At 68.8% G+C, this 21,139-nt stretch carries 16 protein-coding genes; 11 read left to right on the plus strand and 5 right to left on the minus strand.

Going from position 1 to position 21,139, the window contains the following annotated elements:
• Positions 1 to 55 precede the first annotated feature (55 nt).
• The 3 genes from ACFV1J_RS02250 to ACFV1J_RS02260 form a co-directional block, all read right to left on the minus strand.
• Complete coding sequence (locus tag ACFV1J_RS02250) at positions 56 to 1,753, minus strand: glycoside hydrolase family 27 protein (protein ID WP_385855285.1); 1,698 nt, start codon at positions 1,751 to 1,753, stop codon at positions 56 to 58.
• Between the two features lie 590 nt (positions 1,754 to 2,343).
• Positions 2,344 to 4,254, minus strand: coding sequence for a glycoside hydrolase family 5 protein (locus ACFV1J_RS02255; protein ID WP_385855286.1), 1,911 nt, complete (start codon positions 4,252 to 4,254; stop codon positions 2,344 to 2,346).
• A 278-nt stretch (positions 4,255 to 4,532) separates the two neighbouring features.
• Positions 4,533 to 5,429: a magnesium and cobalt transport protein CorA gene (locus tag ACFV1J_RS02260; RefSeq protein ID WP_385855287.1), complete on the minus strand. Its 897-nt coding sequence runs from the start codon at positions 5,427 to 5,429 to the stop codon at positions 4,533 to 4,535.
• A 374-nt stretch (positions 5,430 to 5,803) separates the two neighbouring features.
• On the opposite strand from ACFV1J_RS02260, the gene ACFV1J_RS02265 reads away from it, so the two are divergent.
• A complete protein-coding gene (locus tag ACFV1J_RS02265) occupies positions 5,804 to 6,868 on the plus strand; it encodes a D-alanyl-D-alanine carboxypeptidase family protein (protein ID WP_385855288.1) in 1,065 nt (354 codons plus the stop codon).
• A 132-nt stretch (positions 6,869 to 7,000) separates the two neighbouring features.
• Here the strand turns inward: ACFV1J_RS02265 and ACFV1J_RS02270 are convergent, their stop codons facing one another.
• On the minus strand, positions 7,001 to 9,781 hold the full coding sequence (locus ACFV1J_RS02270; RefSeq protein ID WP_385855289.1) for an AAA family ATPase: 2,781 nt from the start codon (positions 9,779 to 9,781) through the stop codon (positions 7,001 to 7,003).
• A 785-nt stretch (positions 9,782 to 10,566) separates the two neighbouring features.
• On the opposite strand from ACFV1J_RS02270, the gene ACFV1J_RS02275 reads away from it, so the two are divergent.
• From ACFV1J_RS02275 to ACFV1J_RS02285, 3 genes are all read left to right on the plus strand, one after another.
• Positions 10,567 to 11,535 (plus strand): GlxA family transcriptional regulator, encoded by a 969-nt coding sequence (locus tag ACFV1J_RS02275; protein ID WP_385855290.1) that lies wholly within the window; start codon positions 10,567 to 10,569, stop codon positions 11,533 to 11,535.
• Between the two features lie 294 nt (positions 11,536 to 11,829).
• Positions 11,830 to 11,988, plus strand: a complete 159-nt coding sequence (locus ACFV1J_RS02280) for a hypothetical protein (RefSeq protein ID WP_385855291.1) — start codon at positions 11,830 to 11,832, stop codon at positions 11,986 to 11,988.
• A gap of 81 nt (positions 11,989 to 12,069) precedes the next feature.
• Complete coding sequence (locus tag ACFV1J_RS02285; RefSeq protein ID WP_385855292.1) at positions 12,070 to 14,991, plus strand: BTAD domain-containing putative transcriptional regulator; 2,922 nt, start codon at positions 12,070 to 12,072, stop codon at positions 14,989 to 14,991.
• A gap of 21 nt (positions 14,992 to 15,012) precedes the next feature.
• On the opposite strand, the gene ACFV1J_RS02290 is transcribed toward ACFV1J_RS02285, so the two are convergent.
• Positions 15,013 to 15,159, minus strand: a complete 147-nt coding sequence (locus ACFV1J_RS02290) for a hypothetical protein (RefSeq protein WP_385855293.1) — start codon at positions 15,157 to 15,159, stop codon at positions 15,013 to 15,015.
• Positions 15,160 to 15,579: 420 nt separating this feature from the next.
• Between ACFV1J_RS02290 and ACFV1J_RS02295 the strand changes: the two genes are divergently transcribed.
• From ACFV1J_RS02295 to ACFV1J_RS02325, 7 genes are all read left to right on the plus strand, one after another.
• Entirely contained in the window at positions 15,580 to 16,362 is a 783-nt protein-coding gene (locus tag ACFV1J_RS02295) for a class I SAM-dependent methyltransferase (RefSeq protein WP_385855294.1), read from the plus strand.
• Positions 16,363 to 16,375: 13 nt separating this feature from the next.
• Complete coding sequence (locus ACFV1J_RS02300) at positions 16,376 to 17,089, plus strand: 7-carboxy-7-deazaguanine synthase QueE (protein WP_385855295.1); 714 nt, start codon at positions 16,376 to 16,378, stop codon at positions 17,087 to 17,089.
• A gap of 38 nt (positions 17,090 to 17,127) precedes the next feature.
• Positions 17,128 to 17,490, plus strand: coding sequence for a 6-pyruvoyl tetrahydropterin synthase family protein (locus tag ACFV1J_RS02305; RefSeq protein ID WP_385855433.1), 363 nt, complete (start codon positions 17,128 to 17,130; stop codon positions 17,488 to 17,490).
• Positions 17,491 to 17,527: 37 nt separating this feature from the next.
• Positions 17,528 to 18,118, plus strand: a complete 591-nt coding sequence (gene folE / locus ACFV1J_RS02310; RefSeq protein ID WP_385855296.1) for a GTP cyclohydrolase I — start codon at positions 17,528 to 17,530, stop codon at positions 18,116 to 18,118.
• Positions 18,119 to 18,263: 145 nt separating this feature from the next.
• The gene (locus ACFV1J_RS02315) at positions 18,264 to 19,244 is read left to right on the plus strand and encodes an aspartyl/asparaginyl beta-hydroxylase domain-containing protein (RefSeq protein ID WP_385855297.1); all 981 of its coding nucleotides are present in this window, start codon (positions 18,264 to 18,266) and stop codon (positions 19,242 to 19,244) included.
• 102 nt (positions 19,245 to 19,346) lie between these two features.
• The gene (gene queC, locus ACFV1J_RS02320; protein WP_385855298.1) at positions 19,347 to 20,036 is read left to right on the plus strand and encodes a 7-cyano-7-deazaguanine synthase QueC; all 690 of its coding nucleotides are present in this window, start codon (positions 19,347 to 19,349) and stop codon (positions 20,034 to 20,036) included.
• Positions 20,033 to 21,058, plus strand: coding sequence for an isopenicillin N synthase family dioxygenase (locus ACFV1J_RS02325; RefSeq protein ID WP_385855299.1), 1,026 nt, complete (start codon positions 20,033 to 20,035; stop codon positions 21,056 to 21,058). Before queC ends, ACFV1J_RS02325 begins: the two co-directional genes overlap by 4 nt.
• Positions 21,059 to 21,139 lie beyond the last annotated feature (81 nt).

Here is a 21,139-nt window from a genome sequence, read left to right on the forward strand (position 1 = left end):
CGCTCGCTGCCGCGCCGAGCGTTGAATCCCCGGTTTCGCCCACCGGGGATTCACCTCACCGCGTGGTCCAGCGTTGGTTCGCATTGCCGGTGCAGTGGTGGACCTCGACGGTGGTGCCGTCCTTGTTTGCTTCAGGGACGTTGTCTCCCGTCACGGCGAGGCACAGGCCACCCTGCGACAACGCCGTGATGGTGTCGTCGGGACGGAGCCGCCACTTCTGACCTGCGCTGCCGTCGCAGGGCTGGATCACCACCAACGTACCTGAGGCGAGACGGCCGTTCAGGGCGCCCAGGCACTGGGTGCCGCCGTAGGCACGCAGGTCGCCGTTGGAAGTGAAGGACCACCGCTGGTTGCCGCCGCCGTTGCAGGACCAGATCTCGATCTTGGTGCCGGGGGAGGTCTGGTTGTTCCAGGCGTCCAGGCAGCGACCCGACGACAGGGAGACGAGCTCATTCGCCGGCCCCGTGGCGGGGGGCCGCGGGCTCACCCGGTAGAGCACGGTGCCGCCGGCCGGAACGGAGGCGCTGATGGTGCCGTCGGTGCTGACGTGGCTGGTGTGCGCCCACAGGTCGTTGAGGTGGTAGCCGTTGCTGTTCGGCGGGAGGCCGGCGGCCGTCGCGGTGGTGGAGATGACGGCCTGGGAGGACGTTTCGTTGAACAGGGCCACGGCGACATCGCCGTTGGCCAGGGGGCGACGCAGCACGTTCAGGCCGTTCTCGGTGGTGACCGCAGTGCCCTGTTCACCACGGCTGTCCTGATTGACAGCGATGACGTCCTTGTTGAGGTAGACGCTCAGGTCCTGATCGCTGATGGGGAAACCGGAACTGCCGGCGGCCGCGGGGGTACGCAGGTCGGCACCCGAGATCAGTGGGGCCGCGAGCACTGCGGCGACCGACAGCTCGGACTTCTCCTGGTCGTACGTCAGACGCTTGTTGGGATCCTGGGAACCCGCCGAGAAGGCGTAGTTGCCGGTCCCCAGCATGTCGATGTCGTTCCATCCGCCGGGACCGGCCCACTTCGCCTTGTCCAAGTCGGTGTGGATGAGTCGTTTGAGGCCGTCGAAGGAGGCGTCCCGGTCCCCGTCGATGCGCCACATGTGGGCCACGCTCTTGCCCCACTCCCAGGGGGACTCGCCCTGGGCTGCGGGCTGGAGCGAGAGGCTGAAGACGATCGGCCGGCCGGTTCGTTTGAGGGCGTCACGCATGATGCCGTCGCGGGTCTCCAGCGGCAGCCTTTCGTCGCCGGGCCGCTGGGAGGGGTCGCTGGCCGTGCAGTTGTCGTACTTGAGGAAGTCCACGCCCCACGAGGCGAAGGTGTCCGCGTCCTGCTGCTCATGGCCGAGGCTTCCGGGGAAGCCCTGACACGTGTGGTACGTCGGACTCTCGTAGACACCGAACTTCAGGCCCTTGCCGTGCACATAGGTGGCGAGTTCCGCCAGGCCGTGCGGGTACTTCTGCGCGTCAGGGACGAGGCGGCCTCCGGAGTCGCGGGACCGTTCCATCCAGCAGTCATCGATGGTGAGGTACTGGTAGCCGGCGTCGCGCATACCGCTGGCTGCCATGAAGTCGGCCGTGTCCTTGACGATGTGCTCGGTTGCGTTGCAGCCGAAGGTGTTCCAGCTGTTCCAGCCCATCGGTGGGGTCAGGGCCAGCTGGTCGTCCAGGGCTTGGGCGGGGCCTGCGGTGAGCAGGGGGAGGCCGAGCAGAGAGAGCATGAGGGATACGGCGAACAGCAGACGGGAGAGCACACGCATGGGGGCCTCCAGCGGGGAGTCGAGGGTCCGGGTGGGTTCCGGCTGGTGAGTCGGGCACCCGGGTGCGTTTCCAGCGGCGGGAGCAGCACGGCCAGGAGGACCGTTCCGCTGCGGACCTCAGCTCTGTGCGAAGCCGTTGCGGTGGGCTTCACCACGGGTGCCCGTGCTGTGAGGGTTGATGAACACGCTCATGTCCTGAGTGGCCGTCACCTTCGGCGGGGTGGCCGTGTCCACCTCGGCCCAGGGGGGTTCGTCGGTGGAGTAGTCGGTGCGGCGAATCCGATGTCTGATGCGGTGCGCGGGCAAGCGAACCAAAAACAACATAAACAGTCAATGCCGGTAGGTAACCAAAATGTTGGCCGCGTCAGGTCGCACACGATGAAACAATTCTCAACGCCTGGGCTGCGCGACGGGTTCAGCCAGACCGTGCCGAAGGCGAAAGCGTGCCTAACGCCACTACGAGACGCCCGGGCGTAGGGAACACGCGCGGCCTTCGACCCGCCTCACGCCGGTGAACGGAGCACAGCCGGCTCTCCGACTTCCGGGTGAAGCGGGTCCGAGGTGCCCGGATCGTCCCCGGGCGGTGTACGTCAGAGCTTGCGGCACAGCAGGGCGTCCGGCGTCCCGCCCTTGGCCCACGCGTGGGTGAAGGCCATTCCCGCCGCGTACTCGTCGGTTCGGCACTGGCCCTTGTACGTGCCCTGCGCGAACTCCCCGCCCGGGCCCCCGGCCGGGCGGTCGTCGCTCCGGTCGAACCAGACCGTACGGCCGGCCGTGCTGAGTGCCCTGCTCGCCTCGGCACACAGCACGCCCGAGACCGCCTGGCCGCGCACGCTGTAGCCGATCATGAACTGGCCGAGCCCGCACTGGTACTTGGTGTAGCCACGCGCCCAGTCGCCCTGTTGGACATGGCGTTCGTCGTGCACGACGCTCAGCACCGGGTCGGTCCCGGCGAGCCCGGCGGCTCCGGCGTCGGTGCACAGGCCACGCCCGTCGCGGTGTGCCAGACCGATGAGGCGCTGTCCGTCGGGGCAGACCCCCTTGCGTGCCCCCGGGTCCCAGTCCGCTTGCGTCCGTACCCGCGCCGACTGGACCGCGTCGGCGTGGTCGAGGTTCAGCATGTCCCAGGTGTCGGGGACGGCGATCTGCCCCGTCTTCTGCGGCGCGGTCACCAGACGCTTCCAGTCGGCCGAGCGCCAGTCACCGCCGTCCAGGATGCCGGAACGGCGTCCGGCCGTATCGAAGTTGATCAGCGGCCAGGTTCCGTGGCCGGCCCATCCGACCAGGGGCCAGAAGGCGAAGTCGGTGTCCTGGTCGATCAGGTGGTCCACGAAATTGCCGAACCAGGCTCGCGCCTGCGGGTTCGTCTCATCCCTGCCGATGCCGAACTCGCTGATCCACAGAGGCGCGGTGTAGTGGCGCCCGGCCTCGGTGACGTAGAACGCCTGGCGCTGCAGGGTCGCGAACAGATCCTCGCGGGAGAGTTCCTGGTAGCGCGGGTCGTGGGTCTCGCCCGTTCCGGTCGCGCCGGTGTGGTTCGGTCCGGTGTAGCCGTAGAAATGCGCCGAGTACACCAGCTTGTTCGAGGCGACGAGGGTGTGCGACAGCGTGCGTACCGGTTCGAGCGTCGGCCGCCAGTGGAACAGTCCATCGGCCGGGATTCCTTGCCAGTTGATGCCCTCGACGACGACCAGCAGATCGGGATTGGCCTCCGTGAGCAGACGGTCGCCGAGGTGCTGGGAGGCGGCCCACCAGTCGTGGTTGTCGCCCCAGTTCCAGTTGGCGTCGTCGGTGACGGTCCGGCGGACCTCGTTGTAGAGGTCGGCCCCGACGACGCGCTTGTTGTCCTTGTAGCGGCGGGCGAGCGAGATCCAGTCGTCCTCCCACTGAGCGGTGGACTGACTGGTGTTCCAGCGTTCGTTGCCGTCCAGGCCGCAGCAGAAACGCGACGTGTTGGTGTGGTTGTTGAGCACCACCGCGAAGCCCTCCGAGGTGGTCGCGGCGACCACCGCGTCGAGGACCTGGAGCGGGGTCCTGCCGCGTAGTTGCGGGTTGGCGGCGACGGATGAGTCCGGGACGGGGCGCTGGTCGTGCAGCATCTCGTTCGAGAACGGCAGCCGGATGCTGTTGATGCCGAGTTCGTGGAATCCGGCGAGGATCTTGGGTATCGGAGCGCGGTCCAGGCCGAGCGGCATCTGGTCGGACTTCTCGCCGTCGTGGTGGTTCGCCGGGTCGGCGATGTCTCCGGATCCGTTCCAAGAACCCTGGGCACCATGCCAGTTGGCCGATTTGAGCTTGAAGCGATTGCCGTCGGCGTCGACGATGTAGCGACCCCGGGTGCTGAGCGGCGGACGCCACGAATCGACGAGGGCCTTCGGCTCGCCGACCGCCGTGGGTCCGGGGTGCGGGGCCGCCGTCGACGCGGCCGTTCCGGGCGCGCCGAGCGCTCCGAGTAACAGCGCCCCGACGAGCACCGCCCGCAGCACAGGTCTTCTTCTCATAGGGTCCCTCCGAGGTACGTGGGCCGGAGCGTGGGCACGGACTCGCCGAACGCCGCGGACCGATGGACAGATACGTGAACGGGTGGCGCGTGGTGGAGCGGTGGCGCTGCCCCGGCTCGGGAAGGCGCCGGGGTGGTGCGGCACGGGACCGAGTGGCACGGATCGGCCCCGGACATGGGGCTCCGCCAATAATTTCCGCGCCGCGCGAAGTCCGCCAGCCCTTGAGGGCGCGAGTCGCACGACCGGCATGGCGCGATGTCGGCAACGCCGGTTCGCCGTCAGAGCCAGCCGTTGCGGCGGAAGGCCCGGTACAGCAGTCCTGCTCCCAGCGCCATCACGGCGAGCGCGCAGGGGTAGCCGTAGCGCCAGTCCAGTTCGGGCATGTGGGTGAAGTTCATGCCGTAGATCCCGGCGACCATGGTGGGGATGGCGAAGATCGCCGCCCACGCGCTGATACGACGCATGTCGTCGTTCTGCCAGGTGCCCACCTTCGCCAGATGGGCGTCCAGGACGGAAGCGAGCAAGTCATCCAGGGCGCGGACTTCGGTGTCGGTGCGCGTCAGGTGGTCCGTGACGTCACGGAAGTACGGCGCGACCTGCCGAGGCCAGTCATCCCGCGCCGTGGTGAAGGGCTGCATCACCGGGACGAGCGGCTGGATGGCGTCGCGGAACTCCACCACCTCGCGTTTGAGGGAATAGATCCGCTCGGTCAGGTCCTCGCGGGCGGGTGAGAACAGGCACCGCTCCAACTCCGTCAGGTCCGTGCGTACTTGGGCTGCGGCCTCGGCGTAGGCGTCGACGATCACATCGGTCACCGCGTGCAGGACGCCCGCCGGCCCGAGCCGTGCCATCTCCGGCTGCTGCGAGAACCGGCGCGCAGCCTCCACCGTGGGATCGTCCGCGCCGTGACGTACGGTCAGCGCGAAGGACGGGCCGAGGAAGATCATCACTTCGCCGGTTTCCACATCCGCGGTCCGTTCGACGAACCACAGGGTCTTCACGGCGACCGCCAGAACGTCGCCGTAGCGCTCCTGTTTCGGTCGCTGGTGGGCCTGGACCGCGTCCTCGATGGCCAGCGGATGCAGCTTCAGGTACTCGCCTAGCCGCTGCAGTTCCTCCTGGCGGGGTTCGTCCATGCGGATCCAGGCGAACTCATCCGGTTTCAGCCCAGCCACACGGTCCAAGGTGGCCTGACAACCCCCGTCCTGCTGCCGGCAGTCGATCAGCTCGCCTTCACCCGTCCGCTCCCGGTAAATCACACACTCCATACCTTCTCGGATGCTTCCGCCGCCGCATTCCATGCTCATGCGTTTCGAACGCAGCGTCCTTCCCGCCCGTCCGCACCTGGCCGTCACCCGGCGCTGTGACCGCCGCTGCTGGACCGCTGCGCGGACCAGTCACCTGCACCACACACCACAAAGGCGAAACCCATTACATGGCTATGACATACCCGACTTGAGACATGGTCATCGGCCAAGTAGGTTCGCCGTGAACCGAGTTCACCTACAGCTACGGACCGGCGTCCCTTCGCCGGAAGGAGGGACGTCCCATGGGTTCCCACGCCCGCCCGAACCGCATACACCGCACCGGAGTGCGGATCGCGATGGTCGCACTTGTCGGTGCCGCCCTGCCGATCAGCGCCGGCGGCCTCGCCGAGGCGGCCACCCCCGGCGCCACGCACTCCGCGGAAGAGAACGACCAGCAGGGCGGCGCGGCCACCACAACGGCCGGCCAGCAGCAGGCCGCGCGGCGGCAGTTCCCGTCCGACCAGGCGGCACGGCACGCAGTCCAGGACACGGCAGCCGATGCGCAGAACGCGATGGTTCGGGCCGCTCCCCAGATCAACGCCGACCACGCCTTCCTGCTGGACGCCCGCGACGGCAGCCAGGAGCGGGAGCTGTGGGCTGGGGCCAAGGCGGACGAGAGCGTATCGATGGCCAGCACCACCAAGATCATGACTGCCCTCGTGGTGCTCAAGCACCCGGAGTGGCTGAGCCGGCAGATCACGGTGCAGCAGGAGTACCGGGACTACGTCCAGAAGGTCGGCGGCAGCACCGCCGACCTTCAGACCGGCGACACGCTGACCGTCGAGCAGCTGCTGCACGCCATGCTGATCCCGTCCGGCGACGACGCCGCGATGGCCCTGGCCGACCACCTCGGCTCCGGGGACACCGCGGACATGCGGATCGCCGACTTCGTGAACCAGATGAACACCGAGGCGCAACAACTCGGCCTGACCGGCACGCACTTCGACAGCTTCGACGGCATCTCGCACGGCAACAACCACAGCACCGCCCGCGATCTGGCCAGGCTCGGCCAGCGCGCCATGCTGCAGCCGGTGTTCGCCGACATCGTGAAGAACAAGCAGTTCAAGACCGAGGCTCCGGCGGCCAACGGTCGCACCCGGTACTACACCTGGATCAACACCAACAAGCTGCTGAGCACCTACGACGGTGCCCTGGGCATCAAGACGGGCAGCGGCCCGGAGGCCGGGTACGCCCTCGTCTTCGCCGCCGAGCGGGACAACCGCACCCTGGTCGGCGCGATCCTCAAGGACGACGAGGGCCGCTTCGACGACGCCACCAAGATGCTCGACTGGGGCTTCGCCCACTGAACAGACAGTGCCCCCGGCGCTGAACGCTCACCGCGTGCGGCGCCGCCGGCCCCTGCCCCGGGCCCACGGCACACCCACCGCGCAGGCCTCGCTGCTGGGGGAGCCGGGTGTCAGGTGGGTGTGCCACTCGCCCTACGTGTGCCGGCCGCCGACCAGAGATCCGTACGCCGCGTCGCCCCCCGTCAGGGCCGTGCTCAGGGCGCTGCGTCGATGGATGCCCAACTTCCGGTAGCTGTGCGTCAGATGGGTCTCCACGGTACGGCGGGCCAGATGGAGCAGATCCGCGATCTCCGCGTTGGTGCGTCCCCCCGCGGCCAGTTCGGCGATACGGCGCTCGCTGTCGGTGAGCGAGGCGGCACCGGTGCGCGTCGCCCGACGGCGCGCGCCGCCCGCCCGCAGCGCCTCCTCCGTCAGGTCCCGCAGCCGTATGGCGCCCAGGCGTTCGGCGAGCCCGGCCGCCTCCCGCAGGATGTCACGGGCCCGGGACGACTCGCCCGACGCGGTCAACTGACGGCCCAGGGCCAGCAGCGCCGCCACGATCTCCGGACCTGCCGGGCCGCCACGCAGCAGCCGTACCGCCTCCTGAGTCAGGTCCAGACCCCGGCGCCCGCCGGTCGCGGTGCCGAGGACACGCAGTGCCCGGCCCACCGTACGGGGCGTGTTCCACACCCGGGCCAGGCGCAGCTCCTCCTCGGCCAGGGCGAGCGCCTCCCGCGGGACGCCCAGGGCCAGGTGGCACTCGGCGGCGGCCGTGCGCCATGGGGTGACGACCGGACTGAACATCTCCCGGGCCGACTGGCGGCGCCCGCACTCCAGGAAGTCGTGCAGGGCTCCCGCCAGGTCACCGTTCGCGGCGCGGAGCTCACCGCGCGCGTACAGGAACTTGTTCAACTCCCAGGAGTCCGGCGCCGTCCGCAGGTCGAAGGCCGCGGCCAGGCGCTCGGCCTCGGCGACGCGGCCCGTCTCCACGAGTGCCGTCAGCGCGTGGGCATGGGCATTGGTCGGGGTCGCGGCGGCGGGCGGCGGGTCGGCCAGCAGGCGCGTGTAGTCGCCCCGTGCCGCGACGATGTCCATACGGATGTTGAGCAGCGCCTCGTACATGGGGTGCAGGACGTCGGGGCGCTGCCCGGCCAGACCGCGCTCCACCAGTTGTTCGGCCTCGTCGAGTTCGTCGGCCCACTGAGCGACCGCGGCGACCGTCCCCAGAAGGTACGGCTCGGACAGCGGATCGGCCGGTTCCGCCAGCAGACCGCGCAGGCGCAGCATCGCCTCCTTCGCCGAGCTCAGACCTGCCGCCACCGCGTATTTCACCAGGTACGCGTGACCGGCCGTGCTGATCGACTCCGGCGAGCGCTCGGCCACCTCGGCCAGCTTCTTGTACGCCTCCTGCCGCACCAGCTGTTCGTTGTCGGACAGCTGCAGAAACGCCTGCCGCAGAATGCGCACCAGGTCGGGATGGTCGGCGAGCGCGTCGTACAGCGAGCGCAGCACCTCGACGCCCGCGAGGGTCCTGCCACGGCCGGTCAGCGCCGTCCCCAGGGCGACCGCGGCGCGCACCCGCTCCTGCGGCGGCCCCGGCAGCTGCAGCGCCTCGGTGAGCCTCAGGATCGCGGCCGAGGAGCCGGGCACCGCGTACTCCAGTGAGCCCAGTTCGGTCAGCAGGCGTTGTCTGCCCTCATCGGAGAGGGGTTCGTCCAGGGCGCGGCGCAGGAAAGCCATCGCGTCCTCGATGTGCCCCGCACGCAACGCCAGTGAAGCGGCGTCCTGAAGCACCGGCAGCGCCCAGGGCGCGTCCACCACGTCGGTGAGCAGCAGTTGACGGGCGACAAGCTCGCTGGAGACACCGTGATGCAGCATCGCCTCGGCGGTCGACCGGTGCGCGGCGCGCCGCCGGGCCGCGGGCACGCCGGTGAGCATCTCGTCCCGCAGCAGCGGATGGGCGTAGCGGGCGCGGCCCATGCCGTCGGGGCGCAGCAGTCCGAGGCCGGTCATCGCGGTGATCCAGCCCGCGACCCGGGCCGGGTCGGCGCCGGAGAGTTCGGCGAGGAGTGAGGGGACGTGGAGGACGCGGAACCCCGCGCTGCGGGCGGGCCCGTGGTCCCAGCCCTCGTCCAGGATCGCCAGCGTCCGCGCCACCTCCGCGGTACCCGGCCCGGCGCAGTCCAGCCACCACTGCACGGCCGCCGAAAACGCTCCCGGGTACAGGGCGGCCGAGGTGTCCGGCACGACCGGGTGCCCGCCGTCGGAGAGGTCGTCCAGCAGGGCACGCAGCAGGAGGGGATTGCCCGCGCTGGCCCGTACGCAGTCCTCGATCCAGGAGTCGTCGGCGTCGGGGAAGACCGAACGGACGACGTCCACCGCGGAGTTGTCGGACAGCCGGGTCAGGGTGTGCGCGGTGACCAGGGCGGGGGAGAGGCTGTGGGCCAGGCCCTGGGCGGGCGGGTCGACGTCGTACTGGCTGCGCTCGGTGGCCGCCAGGACGATCGGCAACCGGTCCAGGAGCCGGGCGGACTCCACCAGCCAGCGGCGGGACGCCGGGTCAGCCAGGTGCGCATCGTCCACGGTGATCAGCAGCGGCGACTGCTCGGCGTACGAACGCAGCACCCGTCGCAGCCCGGCGCCGGTCGCCCGTTCATCGCCGTCCCATGACGGATCGGCGAACTCGGTTACCGAACAGAAGAGTTGACGGACCGCGGCGAAGGGGAACGCGGAGTCGCCGGCGGAGCAGCGGGCGCGCAGCACCTGCATACCGCGGGCGGCGGCGTTCTCGGCGGCGGCCTCCAGGACCGTGGTGCGGCCCGTGCCGGTGGCACCGCGCAGCAGGACCAGTCGTCCGGTGCCCGCATGAGCGCGCTCGGTCGCGGTGGCCAGCAGCCGGGCCGCTTCCCGTAGTGCACATGCCGGTCGGGACATCCCTGCCTCCTTGTGTGGACGTCAGTGTCCTCACTCACGAGGACGCAGTGCGCCGGACATCGGTGGCGTGACCCACACCGTGAGAAGAACCACCGTGGTCCCGCACCTGTGCGACGGAACCGGGATGTCGCTTTTGCCATCGCGTTCCCACTGTCGTGGTTCCGGCCGGCCGATCTCGTGGTCCGTGTTGTGGTGCTCCACGATTGCGCTGGTCACGAGCGTCACATGAAGGTAAACAGCCTCCGCCCGCCTCTGATCCCACAGAAGTGGCGGGGTCGTGGACAGGAGGCAGGTTGCTCAACTCAATCCGGATGACACAGCCCGGCACGGCGGACGGCACCGCCGTGCCGCCGGCTCGGGTTCCCGCGCCGGTGCAGCATCCACGCCTGGTGACACGACGTCAGCCGGCATGCTGCTTACGTCTGTCGTACCTCATGACGGCGTGGCAGCAGCGCCCTGAGGACGAACACCGACCCCCCTCCGCCGTGTTGGCCGGTCTGATTCCCGGAGAGGTGCTTCCCGCCACCGAACTGCTCGACGCTCTCGGCGCCCTGGGCTCACCGGTCAACGTGACAGCAGCCTTCGGCGCCTTCCTGGCCGACGCCGGACGGTGGGCCGCCGCCTTCTTGCTCTCGTCACGTCCCGGTGCCGGCCCCCAAGTGCCGCACCCGCCCCGCCGCCTGGAGTTGGACCCACCGGGAGCTAAACACGGCACCGAGCCGATGGCGGAGATCGTCATATGTGTGTCCTTGCTGCCAAAAGACACGGCGGGCCATGATGATCAGGTGACACAACGGCGCGTCGTCTTCCTTGTCTATCCGCGGTTTCAGGTGCTGGACCTGGCGGGACCGCATGAGGTGTTCGCGCAGACGGAACGGTGGGTGCCCGAGGATGAGGGCTATGCCGTGGAGATCGTCGCGGGCCGGGCCGGAGCGGTGCGGGCCTGTCACGGAATCGACATCGCGGCCGGCAGTGGCGTCCAGCAGTGTGAGGGACCGCTGGACACGTTGGTGGTCGTCGGTGGACCGGGCGATCGGGAGGCGGTGGACGATGAAGAGCTTGTCGGCTGGGTGAGGGCGGCGGCCGGCCGGGCCCGGCGGGTCGCTTCCGTGTGTACGGGCGCGTTCCTGCTCGCGCGGGCCGGGCTGCTCGACGGACGGCGCGCGGTGACGCACTGGGCGGCCTGCGAGCGGCTGGCTCACGAGCACCCGGACGTCACGGTCACTCCGGACCAGATCTTCGTACACGACGGGGCGGTGTGGACCTCCGCCGGAATCACGGCGGGGATGGACCTGGCGCTCGCCATGGTCGAGGAGGACCACGGGCCCGAGGTCTCCCGGGCCGTCGCGCGGATGCTGGTGATGTTCGTCCAACGCCCCGGCGGCCAAGCGCAGTTCAGTACCCAACTCGCCGCGCAGCGGCCCACGCGTAAGCCGCTGCGGGACGTTCAGGCATGGGTCACCGACCACCTCGCTGAGGACCTGACCGTCCGGGTGCTGGCCGAACGGGCCGGTATGAGCGAGCGCAACTTCACCCGGGTCTTCCGCGCCGAGACCGGACTGACCCCGGCCGCCTACGTGGAGACCGTCCGCATCGAGGCCGCCCGGGCGCTACTGGAGACGACGGACACCACCATCGAGGCGATCGCCCGAGCCTGCGGCTTCGGCTTCGCCGAGACCCTGCACCGCCGCTTCAAGCGCACCCTGGGCGTCACACCGGGGCAGTACCGGCACCACTTCTCCAGGTCAGGGTGAAGGAGCGCCTGGGCCTGGCCGTCGCGGTGTGAAGCCCGAGCGCCACCGGCACGTCTCCTTGGGCGCCTTCGGGCAGTGCGGGTTGTGGAGCACCGTTGGCCCTCCGCCGACCCGGACGCCGACCTGGTCCTGGGACTGCCACTTCCACGGCCGGACCTGGCACGAACAACACATGGAGCGCACGTTCCGGGTCAGCGACGCGGCACACCACGACCTCGATCTCATCCTGCCGTGCACACGGCCCCCTTTCTTCCCTTTCCCCGTCCCGATACACCGCTGATCGGAGCAGTCTTGATGAACGACACCACCTCGGCAGAGTTCTCCCCGCCCCGGAACGCAATGGCGGGTGGGCATCCATGGGACGGCAAGTCGAAGGCGGCCGAAGAGGCGCCGGGGCCGGCCCCGGCTGAGCCCTTGGCGGTGTTCGGCGACGCAGTCAACGGCTACGGCTGAGGAGCCAGGTCGGTATGAGTCCCGTTCCACTTTGCAAGCCGGACCACACAGCCTGGCTGATCTCACAGAAGCAGGTTATGCATGGCAGTTTCAGGTTACGACGGCAGCGGCGTAGCGGCAGCTCCTTTTCGGGTGCTCGGGCCGCTTGAGGTGAGCGGCGAGCTGGGGGCCGTCTCCGTGGCACCGGGGCGTCAAGAGATCGTCCTCGGGGCGCTGGTGCTCGAACTGAACCGGGTGGTGGAGACGACCCGTCTGGTGGATGTCCTCTGGGCTCACGATCCGCCGAAGACCGCACGCGCCCAAGTGCAGATCTGCATCTCCCGGCTCCGCAAGGCGCTGTCGGACGGGGGAGTTGACGCCACCATCGAGACCCGAGCCGGCGGGTACGTCCTGAGGGCGCCGGAGGATGCGACCGATGTCGGCAACTTCCGTCGCCTGGTAACAGAGGCGCATGCGCTGGCCCGTGATGGTCTGAAGATGCCTGCGGTGGAAACGCTGCGCTCGGCGATCGGCCTGTGGCGGGGGCGGTGCCTGGCCGGGGTACCCAGCGAAGTCCTGGCCGGTACGGCAGCGCAGTGGGACGAGAGGCGCCTGGAAGCCGTGGAGACCTGCATGCGGCTGTTGCTGGAGCTGGGCCGTCACGAGCACCTGGTCGGCGAGCTGATGCAACTTGTCGCCAGCCATCCGCTGCGTGAGCGGCTGCGCGGGCACCTCATGGTGGCGTTGTACCGTTCGGGCCGGCAGGCGGAGGCGCTGGAGGCCTACCACCAGGGTCGCGCGATTCTCACCGAAGAACTGGGCCTGGACCCAGGAAGGGAACTACGTGAGCTGGCGCAAGCAATCCTGACCGACGACGCCGACCTGGCACTGGCCGAACCTGCCGAACCGGCCGAACCGGGTTCTCTCGCGGTGTCGCCGCTCTCCGAGGCGGTGCAAGAGCGCAGTGCCGATCCCGACCCGGTCGTCACCCCCAGGCAACTTCCCGCCGACATCGGCGACCTCGTGGCCGACGACGCGATCGTTTCAGCGGTCTGCGAGGCCGTCACCGAGGGGCGGGAAAAGGGGCAACTGAACGTGGTTCAGGTGCTTGGCGGACCTGGTGTCGGCAAGAGCACGTTGGCCAGGCACGTGGCGCACCGACTCGCCACCGAGTACTTCCCGGACGGACAGCTCTACTGCGACCTCCGAGGGCCGGGCGGACAACCGGTGGACCCCGCCCAGGCGTTGGGGCGGTTCCTCCGGGCGCTGGGCGTACCGGGCCAGGCCATACCCGATGCGCTGGATGAGCGCGCGGAGATGTACCGCAGTCTGCTGGCCGGGCGCCGGATCCTGGTGGTGCTGGACGACGCGGTGAGCGAGTCGCAGGTGATGCCCCTGCTGCCCGGAACCGGCAGCAGCAGTGTGCTGGTCACCAGCCGCGGCCAGCTCACGGCGTTGCCGGGCACCCGCCGTTTCGACTTGCAGCCGCTGGGCCCGGAACAGGCCATCCAGCTCCTGGGGCGGATCATCGGAGAGCACCGTGTGGAGAGCGAGCGGGAGGCAGCGCGGGTCCTCATACGCTTGGTGGGCGGGCTGCCCCTCGCGCTGCGTATCCTCGGCGCGCGCCTGGCCGCGCGCCCGCACTGGTCTTTGACCTCCATGTGTCACCGTCTTGAGAACGAGCACCGCCGGTTGGACGAGCTGGCACACGGCGAGCTGTCCATCCGGGCAAGCCTTTCGCTCAGTTATGACGGCCTGGCGGCGGCCGACCGTCGCCTGTTGTGCCTGCTCAGCCTGGCCGAGGGGACGGAGATCCCGAGTTGGCTGGGTGCCGCCCTGGTCGGCGACCGCACGCCGCACCCCACCGACCTGCTGGAACCGCTCATCGACAGCCGGCTCCTCGACATCACCGCCATGGGCCGGGGCGGGGAGTTCCGATGCGGACTGTCGCAGATCGTCCGGATGTTCGCGCACGAACGGCTGCCCGCCGAGATCGCCGAGGCGGAACGAGCCGGAGCGGTGCGGCGTATGGTCGGTGGCTGGATGGCGCTCGCGGAGCGGGCGCACAAAGCGATCTACGGCGGTACGTACACCATCGTGGCGGGCCGGGGCGAACGGTGGCACCCGCCGGAGGAGCATGTCCAGCGGTGCCTCCGCGACCCGCTCGGGTGGCTGGAGAGCGAGCAGACCAACCTGTTGAACGCGGTCGAGCTGGCGGCCCGGTCCGGGCTGGACGAGTTGTGCTGGGAGCTGGCCACCACTCTGGTGACGCTCTTCGAGGCCCGCGGCTATCCCGAGCTCTGGGAGCGCACCCATCGGGTGGCGCTGACCGCGGTGCAGGAGGCCGGCAACGAACGGGGCCAGGCGGCGGTACTCGGCTCGTTGGGGACCCTGCACCTGTACCGGGGCGAGCACGAGGCAGCGGGCCCCTACCTCAGCGCCGCTTTGGAGATCTTCGAGAGGGTCGGTGAGGTGCGTGGTCAGGCGCTGTGCCTGCGTGACCTGGCGCGCATCGAGCGGCACCACGGCGACGACGATCGGGCACTGGCCCTCTACGAGAGCGCCGAGCGCAACTTCGTACGGGCGCAGGACGTCATCGGCCGGGCGTACGTGCTCGTCGAGATGGCACACATCACGATGCGGCGAGCGGACTTCACACGAACCCGTTCCTCTCTCGACGAAGCCCTCGGCATCTGTCGGTCGGCCGGCTTCGACCGGGGCCAAGCCCTCGCACTGCGGCGGCTGGGCCAAATGCTGATGTGCCAGCAGCGGTACGAGGCGGCGGAACGGACCCTGCTCGAGGTCCTCGCCATGGTCCGGGCGAGCGGTGACCTGGTCGGAGAGGGATATGTGCTGCACGACCTCGGCCGGGTCAATGCCCATCTGCGTCGGGTGGAACAGGCCGTCCAGCACTACTCGCGATCGGCCAGGATCCGGGAGCGGATCCTCGACCACAGCGGGGCAGCTGCCGTACGGGCCGACATCGTTGCCATCCTGGGCAGGCCGATGACGTCGGTCGGCTGATACCAGGAGCGTGCTGGTCCGTCACGTCCACGGCGTGTTGTCGGCGGGTGGTGCATCGGCCGGCGTCACGGCGACCGGGCGCTGCTCCACGCCGTGCTGACTTCCCACAGCGCCCAGGACCAGCACGACGACGGCCCCGGCGGCAGCCGTCAATCTCTTGGTTGCCATCTCGGTTCTCCTTTCTGCACAACGCGCTTCGCAATCGTCCGGGCGTTGCTGAAACCAGCGTGCACCAGGTGCCCATCGCGGCCGCATGCTCGCGCTATCACCGTCTTATCCCGGCCCCGTCGCCGCCGTGGATGCGCCGTGATGCCGGGCCGATAGGGCGGCACCGGAGATTGGGTCCTGCCGACCTCGGCGCCCCTTCAGGGGACGCCCTCAAGGAGTGGTCCGAATGACCGTATTGACCCGGGACGCGGTGACGCCCACCGCGTGCGGCGTCCCGGAAACCGCATCGCAGCGCAGCACAAAGTCCCCCGCGATGGCAGCGGTGGACCTTGTCAGGTATTTCCCACGGAAGAGGAAGGAACCGGTGCGTGCGCACCAGGGCCTCTCCTTGAGCGTGGCTCAGGGGAAGGTGCACGGCCGATGACGATGGACGCGGAGTTCTACTCCCGGGTGGCCGAGCGGTTCGGCGGCTACTTCAGCGATGCACGGAGCACCGACGTTTTCCCCGACGGCCGCCCGGACGCCGTCTTCGATGAACTGGCGACCGCACTGGGAGCACCGCGCGCCCGACTGCTGGATGTCGGCTGTGCCGACGGACGTAGTTTGTTGCGCATCGCTCCCGCGTACGGCGCCGTGACCGGGATAGATCTGTCGCCGTCGATGCTGGAATGCGCCGAGCGGTATCGAGCGGAGGCAGGTCAGCCGCACGTCACGTTCGAGCTGTGCGACGCCGCCCACACGAAACTGCCCGATGGGTACGCCGATGTGGTCACTTCCCGCCGCGGTCCGCTGATCACCCGCGAGTTCGAGCGGGTGCTGCGCCCCGGTGGGTTCGTGGTGTACATGGGGATCGGGGAGCAGGACGCGCGCGAGCTGAAGGAAACGTTCGGTCGCGGCCAGGACTTCGGCAGCTGGAACGGCCGGCCCTTGGCGGAGGGAATTGCTCAAGAACTGTCCGATGCAGGCTTCGTGGTGACAAGAAACCAGGCGTTCCGGTTCGAGGAGTTCTACCACTCGGCGGGCGATCTGGACACTTTTCTGCACCAAGTGCCGATCGTCGACAACTACGATCCGGCGGCGGACAGGGAGGCATTCGATCGATATGTCGCCGCGGTGTCCGTCGACCAGGGCATCCGGCTGAGTCGGCATTGGTTCATCGTGCAGGCGCAGAAGCCGGCGGCCGTCGAGTCGTCCTCCTCATAGGAAACGGTGCGCCATGAATCAGGATCTCGTAGTGAACGAAATCTTCGGTCCGACCGTCCAGGGCGAGGGTCGGTCCCTGGGGCGCAGGTGCGCGTTCCTGCGACTCGGCGGGTGCAACCTGTCGTGCTCGTGGTGCGATACGCCCTACACGTGGGACTGGACCGGAGCCGGTGAGAGCGGGGTCGCCCACGATCCGCGTAAGGAGCTGCACCGCCGCCCGGTCGAAGATGTCGTCGTGGAATTGCTCGGATTCGACACCGAGCTGATCGTGATCTCCGGCGGTGAGCCCCTGGGGCAGCAAGAGCGACTGATTCCTCTGGTGGCAGCACTGACCGGACGCGGCAAAGAGATCGAGATCGAGACCAACGGGACGCACGCCGCGCACCCCGAACTCATCGCCGCGGGCGTCAGGTTCAATGTCTCGCCGAAGCTGTCGCACTCGGGCGACGCCCTTGAGCGCAGGATCGTCCCGGCCGCACTCACCAGTCTTTCGGCACTGCCGGGAAGCACGTTCAAGTTCGTCTGCCAGAACACCCGCGATCTCGACGAAGTGGCCCAGCTGGTCACCGCCTTCGACCTGCCCTCGGTATGGATCATGCCGATCGGGCGTACCGCCGACGATGTCACCAAACACCTGAGTGAGTTGGCCGACGCGGTGGTGGAGCGCGGCTGGAACCTGACGACCAGACTGCACACCTTGGTGTGGGACGAAAAACGCGGCGTGTGAGCAACGACGCACGCAATGGAGAAGGGGAACTCGGATCGATGGCATTTCGCATCACGAAGAAATTTGAATTCTCGGCCAGTCATCGGCTTGCCGGCCTTGCTCCTGAGCACCAGTGTGCCCGCATGCACGGGCACAACTATGTGATCGAGTTGGAGCTTGGAGCCGACGATACGGACCTGTTGCCCGTGGGCTTCGTTCGCGACTACGGAGATTTGTCCGCCTTCAAGGCCTGGCTGGACACTCATCTTGATCACCGGCATCTGAACGATGTGATGGAAGAAAATCCGACGGCCGAGAACATGGCGGCCTGGGTCTACGGGACCTGGTCGGTGAAGTTCCCCGAGTTGACCTGCGTGCGCGTCTCAGAAACTCCCAAGACGTGGGCCGAGTACCGGCCGTGAGGTCGGCAACTCCGAAGCCCGGACGAAAGGTAACCGCATGTCGGTGACAAAACTGGACCTGAATGGTGACGCGTCAGCGTCGAGGACGACCGAGGACCCACTGGTCGAGCTCGCCCGCCAACTGTTGGAAGAGATCGGCGAGGACCCGAAGCGCGACGGACTGCGCGACACACCTGCGCGATTCGCCCGCTGGTGGCGAGAGTTCATCAACTACGACCCGGGTTCGCTGGGCACGCTGTTCGAGACCACCGGCACCAACCAGCTCGTCGTCGTCTCAGGCATTGAGGTCTGGTCGCTGTGCGAGCACCATCTCCTGCCGTTCAACTGCTCCGTGACGATCGCGTACCGCCCGACGGGGCACCTCCTCGGCCTGTCGAAGTTCGCCAGGGTCGCCCATCAGTACGCGCACCGGCTGCAGGTCCAGGAGCGCCTCGTGGACCAGATCGCGCTGGAGATCAGCACCCTGAGCGGCACCCCGGACGTCGCGGTCATAGCGAAGGGCGAGCACCTGTGCATGACGATGCGCGGCATCAAGGCTGCCGCGCAGATGACATCGACCGCGTATCGCGGGGAGTTCGGCACGGACTCCGGGCTCCGGGGTGAGCTGTTCGACCTGCTCCGGGCGTGACGAGCCATCGGATTCCGACAGTGCCGCGTCCGGGGCGGCGCTTACGGGCGTGACGCTGCTCGCGCATGCGTCCTGCTCGCCGTGCCGGCGGCCGTTCTCTTCGACACACCTGTGAATCCGGGCCGGTCGACATGAAAGGACAACGATGAACGAAAATGATTCTTCGACGCCTGCGGAAGCGGCTCGGCTGCTCCCCGTACTGGACGCCGACCGGCTGGTGGCCGACCTCATGACGGCGCGCGACCACCTGTGGGACGAGCAGAGCTCGCACGAGAACGGGCGAGTGTCCAGGTGGGCCGAACAGGACTGGCGCTGCCTCCCGGTGCGCAGCCCCGGTGGTGACAAGACCCGTACCGACCCAGGGGGCCCTGGCAGTGCGGAGTTCGCCGACACCGAGTGGCTGGACCACATGCCGTACGTGCGGGAGGTCCTGCGCTCGATTCCCGGACCCCTTTACGCAGCCCGATTCCTGGATCTCGGACCCGGCGTCGTCGGATACCGCCATTCCGATCCCAAGTTCGCCCCGGACTGGGGGTTGGCCCGGCTGCACATCCCGGTCATCACCCACGAGGAAGCCTCGCTGGACCTTGACGGAGCGATTCATCGCTGGCAGCCCGGTGAGTTCTGGTTCGGCGACTTCAGCCGCAAGCACCAGATCCAGAACCTCGGCCCCGAGCATCGGGTGCACCTCGTCGTGGACGTGCTCGTCACACCGGAGCTCGCCCAGCTCTTCCCGGCCGACTGGGCCGACTACTTCAACGGCCCCGAGGTGCTCTACAACCGTCCGGCCGTGGCCACGACCGACGGAGAGCGGGAAGCCGCCCGGTGTTCGTTCGACGCGCCGGCGCACCTGCTGGAAATAGAGGTGTTCGGGTCGCTCACCGGCCCGCAGCCGCAGGCCAGCTTCAGCATCGTCGACACCGGCACGGGCCTCGCCGTGCGATCTCCCCAGGATCACCTCTTCCCGCTGGTGGCCCTTGGCGGAAACGAGTACCGCTTGGTCGGGTGGAGCGAGGAGCGGACCGTCACCACGAGGCTGGACGGTCCGCGGCCCGAAGTCGAACTGACCTACCGCAAGGGCAACCGATCCGCCCGGCTCCTCGTCCCGGCCACGCCGGCGGCGTGACCGACGCCCGCAGGTCCGCCGCTGTTTCGGTGCACAGCACACCGCGGCCCTGATTCTTGAGCACTGATCCTCCCTCCATTCCCGTCTGCCGGAAGGCGACGCATGCCGAAAACTGTCGCAATCGTGTCCGGCGGCCTGGACTCGGTCACCATGGCCTACCACCTCCAGGCGCAAGGACACACCCTCCACCTGCTGTCCGTGAACTACGGCCAGCGTCATCTCGTCGAGCACGAGTTCGCCGCGAAGGCGGCTCGATCGCTCGGGGTGCCGCACCACGTCGTCGACCTCAGCCCCGTCGGCAAGCTCCTGAGCGGCTCCTCGCTCACCGACCCGACCGTCGACGTGCCCGATCACGAGAGCGGGTCGACCGGCGGCAGCCCGAACGTCGTACCCAACCGCAATGCCCTTCTGCTGTCCGTCGCCTTCGCGGTCGCCGTCGCCGAGCAGGCGGAAGCGGTGGCCGTCGGGGTGGTCGACGACCTGCAGGCCGCGCCCGACAGCAATGCCGCGTTCATCGATTCCTTCCTCGCCATGGAGCGGATCGCGACCCGCGGATACGCGCACCCCGACCTGACCCTGACAGCGCCGCTGGTCAGGCTGCGCAAGAGCGACGTGGTGTCGCTCGGTGAGGAACTCGGCGTCCCCTGGACCGAGACCTGGAGCTGCTTTCGCGGCGACGCGCTGCAGTGCGGACGGTGCGCGGCCTGCAGGGAGCGGCAGGAAGCGTTCCGGGACGCCGGCGTGATCGACCCGACGACCTACCAGACCAGCGATCCGAAGGAGCTGCCGTGACCGACCCCTTTCCCGTGCTCGACCTCCGTGACGCCACCGGTTCACAAGAAACCCGGGCAGAGTTCCTGAACCGGTTGCGCAAGGCCATCCACGAGATCGGCTTCTTCCAGCTCGTCGGCCACGGCATCGAGGACGCCGAGGACATGCTCGACCTGGCCCGCCGGTTCTTCGCCCTGCCCGAGGCCGATCGGCTCGCCCTGAACATCCTCGATTCGCCGCTGTTCCGCGGCTACTCCGAACTCGGCCGCGAACACACCAAGGGCATCCCCGACCAGCGCCAGCAGCTGGACATCGGGCCGGAGCAGCCCGCGAGGACGCCCGCGCCCGGCGAACCCGCCTACCGGTGCCTGATCGGCCCGAACGAGTGGCCCGAGGCGATGTCCGAGCTGCGCCCGGCCATCGAGTCATGGATCACCCGGCTGACCGCTCTGTCACATCAACTGCTACGGCTGATGCTCGAATCGCTCGACGCCCCCGCCGATTTCCTGGACGACGTGGTCGATCCGGATCCGCAGATCCACCTCAAACTCCTGCACTACCCCGGTCCCACGCGGACGAGCGAGAACGCCGGCTCCGGCCAGGGAACCGGCATCCACAACGACCTCGGGCTGCTCACCCTCCTGGTCCAGGACGGCCACGGCGGCCTCCAGGTCGCGGTCGAGGACGACCAGTTCGCCGATGTGCCGGTGATCCCGGGGGCGTTCGTGGTCAACCTGGGAGAGCTGCTGGAGGTGGCGACGAGGGGCTATGTGCGTGCCACCCTCCACCGGGTGGTCCGGCCCGCCCCGGGTGTCGACCGCTACTCCATTCCCTTCTTCTACAACCCCCGGCTGGACGCCACGATGCAGCCACTGCCCAGCCCCTATGTCGAGGGCGCCGGTGGAGTCATCGATGTCGCCGGCAACCCGTTGTTCGCCCTCTACGGCGACAACGTCATGAAAGGGCTGATCCGCTCCTTCCCCGACATCGTTGCCCGACACCACCCGCACCTGGCCGCGGTGGCCGGGGCCAGGAGTTCCTGACACCGGGCGGCCGAGCACATCCTCACCGCCCGGCCCGAGCGGTCGGGCCTGGCGGTGGCGTCGCCGGCCGGTCCGATGGGG

The organism is Streptomyces sp. NPDC059649 (genome assembly GCF_042734445.1).
Lineage (GTDB): Bacteria > Actinomycetota > Actinomycetes > Streptomycetales > Streptomycetaceae > Streptomyces.